The 12,543-nt window shown below is 73.4% G+C and carries 13 protein-coding genes; 7 read left to right on the top strand and 6 right to left on the bottom strand.

Annotation, left to right across the window (positions count from 1 at the left end):
* Positions 1-8: 8 nt before the first annotated feature.
* From ACFXC1_RS09360 to ACFXC1_RS09340, 5 genes are read right to left on the bottom strand one after another with little or no spacing between them, the layout of a single operon-like run.
* Positions 9-788 (bottom strand): ABC transporter ATP-binding protein, encoded by a 780-nt coding sequence (locus ACFXC1_RS09360; RefSeq protein ID WP_381240937.1) that lies wholly within the window; start codon positions 786-788, stop codon positions 9-11.
* The gene (locus ACFXC1_RS09355; protein WP_381240936.1) at positions 785-1,171 is read right to left on the bottom strand and encodes a hypothetical protein; all 387 of its coding nucleotides are present in this window, start codon (positions 1,169-1,171) and stop codon (positions 785-787) included. Before ACFXC1_RS09355 ends, ACFXC1_RS09360 begins: the two co-directional genes overlap by 4 nt.
* Positions 1,168-1,950 carry an ABC transporter ATP-binding protein gene (locus ACFXC1_RS09350; protein WP_381240935.1) on the bottom strand — a complete coding sequence of 261 codons (783 nt, stop codon included), beginning with the start codon at positions 1,948-1,950 and terminating at the stop codon, positions 1,168-1,170. Before ACFXC1_RS09350 ends, ACFXC1_RS09355 begins: the two co-directional genes overlap by 4 nt.
* Positions 1,947-2,789, bottom strand: coding sequence for an ABC transporter permease (locus ACFXC1_RS09345; protein ID WP_381240933.1), 843 nt, complete (start codon positions 2,787-2,789; stop codon positions 1,947-1,949). Before ACFXC1_RS09345 ends, ACFXC1_RS09350 begins: the two co-directional genes overlap by 4 nt.
* On the bottom strand, positions 2,786-3,736 hold the full coding sequence (locus ACFXC1_RS09340; RefSeq protein WP_381240931.1) for an ABC transporter permease: 951 nt from the start codon (positions 3,734-3,736) through the stop codon (positions 2,786-2,788). The genes ACFXC1_RS09345 and ACFXC1_RS09340 overlap by 4 nt, the downstream gene beginning before the upstream one ends.
* A gap of 399 nt (positions 3,737-4,135) precedes the next feature.
* On the opposite strand from ACFXC1_RS09340, the gene ACFXC1_RS09335 reads away from it, so the two are divergent.
* From ACFXC1_RS09335 to ACFXC1_RS09305, 7 genes are all read left to right on the top strand, one after another.
* Positions 4,136-5,047 (top strand): LuxR C-terminal-related transcriptional regulator, encoded by a 912-nt coding sequence (locus tag ACFXC1_RS09335; protein ID WP_381240929.1) that lies wholly within the window; start codon positions 4,136-4,138, stop codon positions 5,045-5,047.
* 292 nt (positions 5,048-5,339) lie between these two features.
* On the top strand, positions 5,340-6,074 hold the full coding sequence (locus ACFXC1_RS09330; RefSeq protein ID WP_381240926.1) for a hypothetical protein: 735 nt from the start codon (positions 5,340-5,342) through the stop codon (positions 6,072-6,074).
* The gene (gene asnB, locus ACFXC1_RS09325; protein ID WP_381240923.1) at positions 6,074-7,900 is read left to right on the top strand and encodes an asparagine synthase (glutamine-hydrolyzing); all 1,827 of its coding nucleotides are present in this window, start codon (positions 6,074-6,076) and stop codon (positions 7,898-7,900) included. The genes ACFXC1_RS09330 and asnB overlap by 1 nt, the downstream gene beginning before the upstream one ends.
* Positions 7,897-8,421, top strand: coding sequence for a flavin reductase family protein (locus ACFXC1_RS09320; RefSeq protein ID WP_381240921.1), 525 nt, complete (start codon positions 7,897-7,899; stop codon positions 8,419-8,421). Before asnB ends, ACFXC1_RS09320 begins: the two co-directional genes overlap by 4 nt.
* Positions 8,418-9,902 carry a 4-hydroxyphenylacetate 3-hydroxylase family protein gene (locus tag ACFXC1_RS09315; RefSeq protein WP_381240918.1) on the top strand — a complete coding sequence of 495 codons (1,485 nt, stop codon included), beginning with the start codon at positions 8,418-8,420 and terminating at the stop codon, positions 9,900-9,902. The genes ACFXC1_RS09320 and ACFXC1_RS09315 overlap by 4 nt, the downstream gene beginning before the upstream one ends.
* Positions 9,899-10,732, top strand: coding sequence for a class I SAM-dependent methyltransferase (locus tag ACFXC1_RS09310; protein ID WP_381240917.1), 834 nt, complete (start codon positions 9,899-9,901; stop codon positions 10,730-10,732). Before ACFXC1_RS09315 ends, ACFXC1_RS09310 begins: the two co-directional genes overlap by 4 nt.
* A gap of 36 nt (positions 10,733-10,768) precedes the next feature.
* Entirely contained in the window at positions 10,769-11,623 is an 855-nt protein-coding gene (locus ACFXC1_RS09305; RefSeq protein ID WP_381240916.1) for a helix-turn-helix domain-containing protein, read from the top strand.
* On the opposite strand, the gene ACFXC1_RS09300 is transcribed toward ACFXC1_RS09305, so the two are convergent.
* Entirely contained in the window at positions 11,583-12,422 is an 840-nt protein-coding gene (locus tag ACFXC1_RS09300; protein ID WP_381241145.1) for an MFS transporter, read from the bottom strand. The genes ACFXC1_RS09305 and ACFXC1_RS09300 overlap by 41 nt on opposite strands.
* Between the last annotated feature and the right edge of the window lie 121 nt (positions 12,423-12,543).

Below are 12,543 nucleotides of genomic sequence, written 5' to 3'. Positions count from 1 at the left end.
CTGTCGGTTCAGTGGAGCAGGGAGGGTTCACCGGTGGCGGCGGCCAACAGGGCCTGGGTGTAGGGGTGTCGGGGTGCCGTCCAGACGGTGTCGGCCGGGCCTTCCTCGACGGCGCGGCCGTGCCGCAACACCGTGACCCGGTGGGCCAGTTGGCGTACGACGGCCAGGTCGTGCGAGATGAAGAGGTAGGCCAGGCCCAGGCGGTCCTGGAGTTCGGTGAGCAGGTGGAGGACCTGGGCCTGCACCTTGGGGTCGAGGGCGGAGGTCGGTTCGTCGCAGATCACGAGCCGGGGGTGGGTGGCCAGCGCGCGGGCGATGGCTACGCGTTGCAGCTGGCCGCCCGACAGTTCGCCGGGATGGCGACGGGCGAGGTGTGGATCGAGTCCGACCTGGGAGAACAGCTCGGCCACCACGGCGGGCCGCTCCCGGCGCGGCATGCCGTGGGTGCGCAGTGCGAAGTTCACGGCCTCCCCGGCTCGCAGGCTCGGGTTGAGCGAGCCCCGGGGGTGCTGGGGCACGAACTGCAGCCGGGCCCGGACCGCCCGTCCGCTCCGGCCGCGCAGCCGGCCGGGGTCGTGCCCTGTGAAGCGCACCGTGCCCTCACTGGGCGCGATCAGGCCGAGGGCGAGGCGGGCGAGGGTGGACTTGCCGGAGCCCGACTCGCCCACCAACCCCAGGGTTTCGCCGGGAGCGACGGTCAGGGTGACGTCGTCGACGGCGACCTGGCCGCGCGGGTAGCGCTTGGTGACGTGGTCCAGGATCAGCAGCGGGTCCTGGGGGGCGGTCATGGGCGGTCTCCCAGCGGTGCCGTGAGAAGTTCGGCGGCAGGGCGGGCGAGTGTCTTCTCGGGCGGTGCCGCCACGGGGATCCGTCCCGCGCGCGTGACGGCACCGCGGCCGCCGACGCGGCGCGCCGTGGTCGGGTCATGGGTGACGAGCTGCGCCAGGACGGTGAGCGGCCGAACCCTGAAAACGGTCATGGACGACCTCCCAGCGGCGCAACGCGTAGGCCGGCGGGCGGAGTTGGCGAGCACCTTCCTGCGCAGCGCCGGCTCCACGATCCGCCCCTCCCGCAGGACAGCCACATGGCCGCGGATACTGCGCGCCGCAATCAGATCGCCGGTAACGGGCAACACGGAAACAGTGAGCAGCGAAACCCTGAGAACAGTCATGGGCGGTCTCCCTGCGGCGCAGCGAGCAGCCCGGCCGCACGGCGCCCGGAGCCGGCGAGCACCTTCTCTGTCGGTCCCGTACCGACGATCCGTCCCTCACTCATGACGACCACATCACCGCCGATGCGGCGTGCCGCGGTCAGGTCGTGGGTGACGAGCAGCAGGGAGATGCCCTGTTCGGTGCGCAGGGTGTCGAAGAGGTCGAGGATGCGGCCTCGGACGAGGGCGTCCAGGGCGGTGGTGGGCTCGTCGGCGATGAGGAGTTCCGGTCCGCAGGCCACCGCCAGGGCGATTGCCGCCCGTTGCTTCAGACCTCCGGACAGCTCGTGGGGGTACGCGCGTGCCACGCGGTCCGGGTCCGTGACGCCGGCGGTGGTGAGCAGGCCGGGGACGGCTGCTCGGGCGGCTCGTCGGTTGTCGGCGATGCGGTGGCGGAGGAGGACTTCGACGAGTTGCGGGCCGATCCGGCGGAGCGGGTCGAGGGCGCCGTTCGGGTCCTGCGGTACGTAGCCGATGCGGCGCCCGCGGATGCGGGAGAGCTCGGCCTCGCCGAGGGTTCGCAGGTCGGTGTCGCCGAGCCGTACCCGGCCGGTGATGTGCGCCTCGCGGCCGGGCAGGCCCAGGACGGTGCGGGCGACCGTGGTCTTGCCGCTGCCGGACTCCCCGAGGAGGACCAGGGCCGCGCCCGCTTCGAGGGTGAGCGAGACGTCGTCCACCGCTCGCACCGGGCCGTCGGGCCCGTCGTAGCGCACGGACAGGTTCTCGACGTAGAGGCTCATCGCGCCCCCTGCGGGAGCCGTGCCGCACGGTCGCCGACGTGGTGGCGCAGGGCGTCGCCGAGTGTGTTGAAAACGACCGACACGACGAGGACGGCGAGTGCGGGCAGGACCGCGACGAAGGGGTGGGTGAAGATGGCGGGGCGCAACTCGTCGAGCATGGCGCCCCATTCGGCGGTCGGCGGTGCGACACCGAGGCCGAGGAAGGACAGGCCGGCGGCGTACACGACGGAGAGGCCGACGAGCGAGGACGCGTAGACGAGTACGACCGGGGCGACGACGGGGGCTACTTGGCGCAGGGCGACGGCCGCGCGCCCGGCGCCGCTGACCCGGGCGGCCTCCAGGTATTCGGCGGTTCGGATGCGCTGCACCTCGGTGAAGACCACTCGGGCCACGGCCGGGGTGAGGACGACGGACAGCGCGAGGACGGTGGCGGCGAGGCCGGGCTGCAGCAGGGTGGCCACGGCGATGGCCAGCAGGACGCCGGGGAAGGCGTAGAGCACGTCGAGGGTGCGCAGCAGGGCCTGTTCGGTGATCCTGCCGCCGAGTCCGGCGGCGATGCCCAGGGCGGTACCGGCAGTCGTGGCGACCGCCACCGGCAGCAGGCCGCCGATGAGCGAGGGCCGGGTGGCGAGGATGAGCCGGCTGAGCATGTCTCGGCCCTGGGAGTCGGTGCCGAGCGGATGGCCGGGGCTGCCGGGATCCAGCAGCCGGTGCTGGAGCGATCCGGCGGTGGCGGTGTATGGGGCGAGGAGGGGGCCGGCGAGGGCGAGCAGGAGGAGCAGTGCGGCACAGGTGGCCGGGATCAGGAGGCTCGCGTCACGGTGCAGGGAACGGGTCATGCCGTACTCCGCACGCGAGGGTCGACGAGCGCGTGGGCCGCGTCGACCAGGATGTTGACGCCGACGAAAGCCACGGCCACGACCAGTACTCCGCCCTGGACCAGAGGAAGGTCGCGGGCAGTCAGCGCGTCGTAGAGGAGGCGGCCGATGCCGGGCCAGGCGAACAGGGTCTCCACGAAGACCACTCCCTCCAGCAGGTAGGCGAGTTGGAGGCCGCCGATGGTGAGCAGGGCGGGTGAGGCGTTGTGGGCGCAGTGGCGCAGGATCGCCGTGCGGCTCAGGCCCCGGGCCCGGAGGCCGTCGGCGAGGTCCGAGGCGAGGGTGGAGGCGAGCGCGGTGCGGAACACGCGTGCGGTGAGGCCGAGCGGGACGAGGGCGGCGGCGGTCGCCGGCAGCACGAGATGCCGTAGCAGGTCCAGTGTGCCGCCGGAGCCGAACACGTCGTGCGTGCCGCCGGCCGGGAGCCACCGCAGCCGGATCGCGAACACGGCGAGGAGGAGCAGGGCCACCGAGTACTGCGGGGCGGACACGGCCAGGGTGCTCAGCGCGCCCGAGAGTCGGCCGGTCGCGCCGTGTGGGCGTACGGCGCCGAGTGCGCCCAGCAGTACGCCGCCGGTGACGACCAGGAGGAACGCGGTGCCCGCGAGGATCAGGGTCTGGCCGAGCGCGGGCAACAGGAGTTCCCCGACCGGGCGTTGGGCGGAGATCGAGGTGCCCAGGTCACCGTGTGCGGTGTGCCAGAGCCAGCTCGCGTAGCGCGCGGGCAGCGGACGTCCGGTGCCGAGGCGGTCGGCGAGTCGCTCGCGGGCCTCGGCGGGGGCGCCGGGGCCCAGCAGGGCGGCGACCGGGTCGCCGGGGATGAGGGCGACGGTGGCGTAGACGACGGCGCTCACGCCGAGCAGGGTCGGTACGGCGAGCAGCAGCCGGCGCAGCAGGAACCGGGTCATCCCGGGGCACGGTGGTTCGGGGGGCCGGGCATGGGGGTGGTTCCTTCCTCGGCGGGCGAGTTGCGGCGTGAGGAAGGGTGCGGGGCGGGCCGGGGCGGCAACCAGCCAGGCGTTCGTGCTGATACCGGGGGTCATAGGATCGCCGGGACCCGGCAGACCGACCTTGACCCGGCACAAAATGGCCAATTACCCTTCCTGCATGGCCCCTTGGCGAACCGACTACACCCTGGTCGGTATCGGCGGCTCGTGGCACCGCAGGTGCTTCGACGAGATCTGTCGTCCCCGCGCACGACGCTGACCGCCCGGCCTGTTCGCCGTCCCGGCAGCGTCCTCCTCAGCCATCCCCGCCGGTCCCGGTCCAGGGCTCGGCGCCGCCGTATCCGAGGGGACCGCGACACGATGCCACGCACCGTCGAAGCACCGATCGAACTCCCGGCGCCGCCGCGCCAGCCGGCCCTCCGCAGGGCGCCCGGCACTCTGCGCAGGTCGCCCGGCGCGGCCGCGCTGCACGCGGAGATAGACAATCCGCTGGATCTGATAGCCGGTCACCAGCTGCTGGCCGAGACCGAGCACCGGCGCGCGGAGGCGCACCCGCCGGGCCGGACCGCCTGCGACTGCGGCCACCCCGCGTGCGGGGCGCCGGCGAGCGGGCCCGCCGCCGGGACCCGGGTGTTCCTGCTGGAGCGGCATCCGGTGGCCCGGGCCGGGCTGCGCAGTGTGCTGTCGACGGTGCCCGGGCTGACCGTGGTGGGCAGTACGGGCGATCCGGCGCACGCTCTGGGCAGTGTGCGGCGGGTGCGGCCCGACGTCGTCCTGCTCGGGCAGGGTGACTCCCTCGGCGACGATCTGGCCGCGGTGGTGCGGCTGCGCGGGCCGGACGGCGCGCCGGACACGCGGGTGCTGCTGCTGCGCCGGGCCGAGACCACGGCCGAGGCCAACCGGATGCTGCTGGCCGGCGCGAGCGGCTGCTTCCCGCTGGAGCTGGCGGAGGACCGGATCATCGGCGCGGTGACCCTGGCCGCCGCGGGGGGCTCGGTGTTCCTGCCCGCGCCGCCGGCCGCCCGGCTCCAGGCCGCGAGCGTGGCCGGACACGCCACCGAGCCACCGCCCCAGCGCTGCGGGCTCACCGACCGCGAACGCGACGTCCTGGCGCAGCTGGCCCAGGGGCTGAGCAACGCCGAGATCGGCCGTGAACTCGCCCTGGCCGAGGCCACGGTGAAGAAGCACCTCACCCAGGCCATGCGCAAGACCGGCCAACCGGACCGGCTGCGGGCGGCGTTGTACGCCCATCGGCACGGCCTGGCGGGCTGATCCCGTACGGCATTTCGCAGGGCGGGCCTCCGATCGGGGGCCCGCCCTGCGGGCTGTCAGGACGGGTGCGTGCCGGAGCCCCCACGATGCGGGGCGGCACTCCGGAGTCGCCGACCGGCCCCGGCCCTGCGTCGACTCCGGCCGACGCGGGCGACCTTCGGCGCACTCCGACCGGTCCGATCGTCGCCCCCGCCGCATCCCTTCGGGGCTTCTGGGTGATCGGGCCCGCGCATAGCGTTGCCGACGACCTGAACCCCGAGGTCAGCACTCCCCCACTGCTGAAGGAGATCCCATGAGCGATGCGCCCGACGCAGGCATCGCACCCACCGGAGCCGACGTCCTGCACGATCCGTACGCCGGCACCCGCACCGAATCCGCCCTGCCCCACTCCCCGTACCGGGGCATGTCCGACGCCGACCGGTCGGCGCTGTGGCAGCAACGGCTGCACGAGGCCGAGGCGGGTCTGACCCGGCTGCTCGCGGCGCGCGGCGACGAGGTCCACCTCACCGACTGGTTCGCGCTCCAGGCCGAGATCTTCGCCGACCTGCCCGACCCGCTCACCGCCGAACCACCGGCCTGGCAACGGGTGTTCTTCCGCGGCCAGGCCCTGATGGAGCGCTTCCTGGTGGCCCGCTACGGCGAGGAGGTGCTCGCCGACTGGGCGCGCGCCAACGCCGAGATACACCGGCAGGTGGAGCCCGACCACGGCCGGGGCGCCGCCGACCCCATCCACCGGATCGCCCGGCAGGCCGAACTGTACGGCTCCACCTACGAGTTCGACGACGACGCACCACCCGCCGCCGAGCGGGCCGCGCTGACCATCACGCACTGCTCCATCTGGGACTACCGCGAGCAGGCGCGGCGCACCGGCGTCAAGATCACCCTCGCCTCTCCGTGCACGTACTGCACCGAGGCCCTCTCCGCCAACATCCGCGCGAAGGGCTTCCGGCCCTCGCACCAGTTGCGCAGCGGCCCCACCGGCCACGGCTGCCGCTGGGAGGCCACCGACGAACGGCAGGAGCCCTGATGTGCGGCGTCTCCGGATGGGTCGACTGGGAGACCGATCTGCGTACCCGGGAGCGGACGGTGCGGGCCATGGCCGAGACCCTGGCCTGCCGGGGACCCGACGCCGGCGGCCTCTGGCTGTCCCGGCACGCAGCTCTCGGTCACCGCAGGCTCTCCGTCATCGACCTGGAAGGCGGCGGTCAGCCGCTGCCCGACCAGGACACCGACACCGCGCTCAGCTACAACGGCGAGCTGTACAACTACCTTGACCTGAGGCGGGAGTTGCAGTCCCTGGGACACGCCTTCCGTACCCGCTCCGACACCGAGGTCGTGCTGCGAGCCCATCTCCAGTGGGGCCACGACGCGCCGCGGCGCTTCAACGGCATCTTCGCGTACGCGCTGTGGGACGGCCGTCGACAGGAACTCCTCCTGGTCCGCGACCACTTGGGCGTCAAGCCGCTGTACTGGTATGCCCACCGCGACGGGGTGCTGTTCGGCTCCGAGCCGAAGGCGGTGCTCGCGAATCCGTTGTTCCGCGCCGAGTTGGACGCCGAGGGCATCGCGGAACTCTTCGCCCTGCCGGCCGCCCCGACCGCGGGGCACGGCATCTTCCGGGGGCTGCGCGAACTGCGCCCCGGCCATCTGCTGGCCGTCGGCAGGACTGCGACGCGTGAACTGCGGTACTGGCAGCTGGCGTCGACGCCCCACACCGACAACGCGGCGACCACCCGCGAGCGGGTCCGTGATCTGCTCGCCGACACCGTCGAACGCCAGATGCTCAGCGACGTCCCGCTGTGCACCCTGCTGTCCGGGGGCGTCGACTCCAGTGCGATCACCGCCCTCGCCGCGGCCGCCCGGGAACGGACCGGGCACTCCAAAGTGACCAGTTTCTCGGTGGACTTCCCCGGCAGCGCCGACCGCACTCCGGACGCCTGGCGCACCAGCGCCGACGCACCGTTCGTGCAGGCGGCCGTGGAGCACATCGGGACCCTGCACACCTCGGTCGTGGTGCCCGACGACGACCTGCTGGACGCCCGCGACGCCGTGCTGCGCGCCCGCGACCGGCCCGGCTGGGGCGAGATGGACGCCTCGCTGCACCTGCTCTTCCGCGAGGTGCGGCGCCGCTCGACGGTCGCCCTGTCGGGTGAGGCGGCCGACGAGATCTTCGGCGGCTACCCCTACTTCCACGATCCGGCGGCGCTGGCCGCCGACACCTTCCCGTGGCTGCACGGCCGTACGACACCCGCCGCGCTGCTGCGTCCCGACGTACGCGCCGAGGTACGGCCCGAGGAGTACACGGCCGAGCAGTACCGGCGCTCCCTTGCCGAAGTCCCTTTGCTGCCCGGCGAGGCGGGTGCCGACCGGCGGATCCGTGAGGTCTTCCACCTGGCGCTGGCCCGCTGGCTGCCGCCGCTTCTCGACCGGGCCGACCGGGTCAGTATGTCGGTGGGTCTTGAGCTGCGGGTGCCGTTCTGCGACCACCGGCTCGTGGAGTACGTGTGGAACGTGCCCTGGGCGCTCAAGGCTCCGGGCGGACGCCCCAAGGGGCTGCTGCGCGACGCCGTACGGGATCTGTTGCCGCCGCAGGTCACCGACCGGCCGAAGAGCGGTTATCCGTCGACTCCCGCGGTGCGCTACACCGAGGTGCTGACGGCCCGGGCGCACGAGTTGCTCGCCGATCCGAACGCCCCGGTCTTCGACCTGGTGGACCGGGCCGTCGTCCGTGCCTCCCTCGCCGAGGGCCGGCCACTGCCCAGTCCGCGGACCGCGCCGAACCCCGTGGGCGGCCTGGATCACCTGGTCCAGGTGGACGAATGGCTGCGGGCCTACCGCGTGGGCCTGCGATGAGCGCACCGGTTCTCGACGCGTTCCGTGAGGCCGCCCGGCGGTGGACGACCGGAGTCGCGGTGCTCACCGCGCGGCACGGCGAGGAGGTGTTCGCGAAGACGGTCTCCTCGCTGTGCACGCTGTCGCTGGATCCGCCGTTGGTGAGCGTGGCCGTGGACCGGCGCAGTCCGCTGGTGGGCGCGGTGCGCGCCGACGCGCGGTACGCGGTGTGTGTGCTGGGCGCCCGCCAGGAGGGGCTCGCCCGGCGGTTCGCCGCACCGGGGGCCGGCCGGGCGCTGGGCCTGTTCACCGGGGCGCCCATGCGGATCGCGGCGACCGGGGCGCCGGTCCTGGAGGAATGTCTCGCCTGGTTCGACTGCCGGCTGCACGCCGTGCTGCCCGGGGGCGATCACGCGCTGCTGGTCGGCCGGGTCGTGGCCGCCGGGGACAGCGGGCCGGGCGACCCGCTGCTCTACCACGACCGTGCGTTCCGTTCCCTCGCCTCTCTGCCCGCACCGACCCCCACGGGAGTCAGCACATGACCCTGCCCGACCCCACCCCCAGGGGCCTGCTCACCGGCGACCGCTACCGCGCGGAGCTGAACGACGGCCGCGAGGTCTATCTCGACGGCAAGCGCGTCAGCGATCCCGTCACGCATCCGGCCTTCCGCCCCGCGGTGGACGAACTGGCGCGGCTGCTGGACCTCCAGCACGACCCCGCCCACCACGACCTGCTCACCTGCAAGGATCCCGACAGCGGCCGCCGTATCGCGCGCGGCTACCAACCGCCGCGCACCATCGAGGAGTTGCGCCTCCAGCGGCGCAGCGCCGAGTTCTGGCACGCCGAGTCGCTGGGCCAGCACGGCCGTTCGCCGGCCTTCATGTCCTCGATCGCGCTGGGCGTGTACGACTTCCGCCACCAGCTGGAGCGCGCGCACGCCGGGTTCGGCGCCAACGCGGAGGCCTGGTACCGGCATTGCGCGGACAACGACCTGGTCCTCTCGCACGCGCTGGGCGATCCGCAGATCGACCGCTCGGCGGACCCGGTCGACGATCCCGACCTCGCGCTGCGGGTCCTCGCCGAGAACGACCAAGGCATCGTCGTACGCGGCGCCAAGCAGCTGACGACCCTGGCGCCGTTCGCGCACGAGGTGCTGGTGTATCTGTCGGCGTCCTTCACCCAGCGCCGCGGTGAGCAGTTCGTGGTGTGGTTCGCGCTGCCGCTCAACACCCCGGGCCTGATCACTCTGTGCCGCGAACCGCTCGGCGACACCCCGTGGGGGCACGCGCATCCGCTCGGCGCCCGCTTCGACGAGCAGGACGCCATGCTGTTCTTCGACGACGTGACCGTGCCCTGGGACCGCGTGTTCCTACTGCGCGACGGCGCGTTGGCGCGCACCGGACTCGCCCGGATCAACGCGTGGAGCGCGTACATCGGCCATGTCCGCTACCGCGAGCGGCTGCGCACCCTGCTGGCCACCGCCACTCTGGTGGCCGAGAGCATCGGCGTCGATCAATTCCGCAACATCCAGGAGGACTTGGGCCGCCTCGCCGGGTACGCCGAGCTGACCGAACTCTTCCTCGACGCCGCCGAGGCCCGCGCCCAGGTCACCGACAGCGGACTGCTGGCGCCCGGCGACACCGCCGCCAGCCGGGTCTGGTCGGCCGAGGTCGCGGGCAGCGCGGTGGAGATCCTCCGCACGATCGGCGCCTCAGGCCTGCTGATGCAGCCCACCGCGAACGACCTCGCCAACCCCCGGCTGCGCCCGCACCTGGACCGGTACATGCGCGGCCGTGGCATCGACGCCGACCACAAGTCCCGCCTGTTCAGGCTCGCTTGGGAACTGACCGGGGACGCCTTCGGCCAGCGCCAGCACCTCTACGAGTACGTCCACCGGGGCGATCTGGCCCGCAACCGGATCAATCTCTTCAAGCGCTACGACCAGAGCGGTACCAGGGAGCGCCTGCTGCGGCTGCTCGAACCGGCCACCGCCACCGACTCCGCACAGGAGGCCCGCACATGACCGCGTCCGCCGCCGAGATCCAGGCCCGCACCCTGGCGGGCTACGCCGATGCCAGCAGGCTGCGCCAGGTGCACGACCGCGACTGGGTCCTCGACCAGGTCACCGGCGAACCCCGTGTGCTGCTCGACCTGGGCAGCGGCATCGGCCAATTGCTCGGGACCGCCCTCGACCGCTTCCCCTCGCTGCGGCGGGCCGTCGGCCTGGAACGCTCCCCGCACCGGATCGCCGAGGCCACCGAGCGACTCCGCCCGTACGGGGACCGGGTCGCCCTTCACGAGGCGGACCTCACCGCACCCGCACCACTCCCCCACCGCCCGGACATCGTCACCATGACGTCGGTCCTGCACTGGCTGTATCCGGACGAGCAGCGAATCTTCGAGTGGACCCGCGAACACCTCGCGCCGGACGGTGTCTTCCTGCTGACGACCTATCACCCGGCGCGCGACGAGCACGGCCTGGGCGGCGAGGACGACCTCGTCCGCACTGTCCTCGAAGCCCAGCACACCGATGTACCGGGCCTGTTCGCCGCACACGGAGTGCTGCCGATAGCGACCCGCACCCGGACCACCGGGGAACTCCGGCCCCTGCTGAAGCGGTACTTCAGGATCGAGGCGACCCTCGACCGCGACGCGGTGGTGACCGTGGAGAGCGCCGGGCAGTACGAGCACTTCCACGCCGCCACCTTCGGCGACTACTACAGCCGACTCGTCGCACCCGATCGACGCGCCGAGTTCTTCCGGGCGGTCGGGAACACGGCGTGGCGGCGGCAGGAGGAGACCGGACATGTCAGTCACATGACGGTACGGCTGTGGCGGCTCGCTGCCGCGTAACCTGGGACGACCCGCACGGCCGAGGAGCCATCCACCATGTCAACTCCCGTTCCCAGCCCGGAACTCGGCGCCTTCCTCCGGGCCCACCGCGAACTGCTCAAGCCCGCCGACGTCGGACTCAGTTCGACCGCCCGCCGGCGGACCCCCGGGCTGCGCCGCGAGGAGGTGGCCTCGCTGTCGGGTGTGGGCCTGGCCTGGTACACGTGGCTGGAGCAGGGGCGGGTGACCGCCTCACGCCAAGTGCTGGGCGCGGTCGCGCGGGCGCTGCGGCTGGACGCGGCGGGGCTGCGGCACGCGATGCGGCTCGCCGGGTACCACGAGCCGGTCGCCGCGGAGGACGAGAGACGGAGCGGACTGGTGACGGCGGTGCAGCCGGTCCTGGACTCCTGGCCGGCGAGTCCGGCCGTACTGCTGGACCGGTACTTCGACCTGCTGGGCTGGAACGCCTCCTGGAGCGCGCTGTGGGGTTCGCCGGAGACCGTGCCGGCGGACCGGCGCAACCTGATGTGGCTGATGGTGGCGGACGCCCGGCTGCGGACGGTCCTGCACGACTGGGAACCGCTCGCGATGAACGTCTTCCAGCACTTCCGGGCCCAGGCCGGGACCGCGCTGGCCGACGCCCGGACCGGTGAGGTCTATCGCCGGCTGGAGGAGGACGCGCCGGAACTCCGCCACTGGTGGGGGTGCCACTCGGTGGCGGAGCTGACCGCGCGCACGGTGACCGTGGAGCCCGCGGGCACCGGCCGGATCGAGCTGTCGCTGTCGTCGTTCCATCCGGTGGACGACCCGTCCGCGCTGGTGCTGCTGTTCACCCCGCGCACGGAGGCGGACCGGACCCGGATGGCCGGGCTCAGCGAGCGTCCGCTGCGCTCGGTCGCCGCCTCGCACTGACCAGCAGTGCACCGAAAGCGGCAGACAGAGCGAGGCCGACACCGATGGTGAGCGTGCCGGTCGTGACGTCCTTGAAGACGCCGACGGCCCATGCACCCAGGCCCGTGCCGGCGTACATCGTCGAGGTCAGCCAGGCGCTGGACGTCGCACGCAGGGCCGGCGCGACGGTGCCGGCCAGGGTCTGCTGATCGGTGACGAAGGCACCACTGGCCACGAACCACAACGCCACTCCGATCACCGACAGCGGCAGTCCCGGCCCCGCGACCGCGAGGCCGATCCCGGCCGCCAGCAGCACGCCCCACAGCGGCAGCAGCGGCGCGGGCGCTCCGCCGGCCGCCCGCGTCCGGTCGCCCAGCCGTCCTCCGGCCATCGAGCCCACCACGCTGCCCGCTCCGACCACGATGCCGATCAGGCCCAGTTCGGAGACGCTCAGGTCGAACCGGTCGACGAGTACGGCGCCGAGGAAGGTGTACGCACCGAGATTCGCCGCGTTGAACACCGTGTTGACCAGCAGGGCGTTGCGGAGGGACGGGTCGGCCCAGCCGGAGAGCACGGCCTTGACGGCGCCGACAGGGGCGGGCTGCGGCGCGGTGGGCCGGACCTGGCGCAGCAGCAGCGGTACGGCCGCAGCGGTGCCGATCGCCAGCGCGAGGAACGCCGAGCGCCAGCCCGAGATCCCCGCGAGCAGACCACCCAGCGGTACGCCGACGACCTGGCCGCACGAGAACAGGGCCATGCCCAGGCCCAGGGCCCGGCCACGCACCCGGTCCGGTGCGGTCTCCGCGATGTGCGCCCAGATCGCCGGTCCGGCCGCGGGGGGGGGGGGGGGCCGGCCCGCCCCGGGGCGCGCCCCCCCGCCCCGCGGCGCGCGCGCGCGGGCGCGCGCGCGGGGGGGCGCGGCGCGCCGCGCGGGGCAGCGG

The sequence above is a fragment of the Streptomyces hokutonensis genome (genome assembly GCF_042751305.1).
Classification (GTDB): Bacteria; Actinomycetota; Actinomycetes; order Streptomycetales; family Streptomycetaceae; genus Streptomyces; species Streptomyces hokutonensis_A.
The sequence above is the reverse complement of the archived record's forward strand: the minus strand, read 5'-3'. Positions and strand labels throughout refer to the sequence as shown.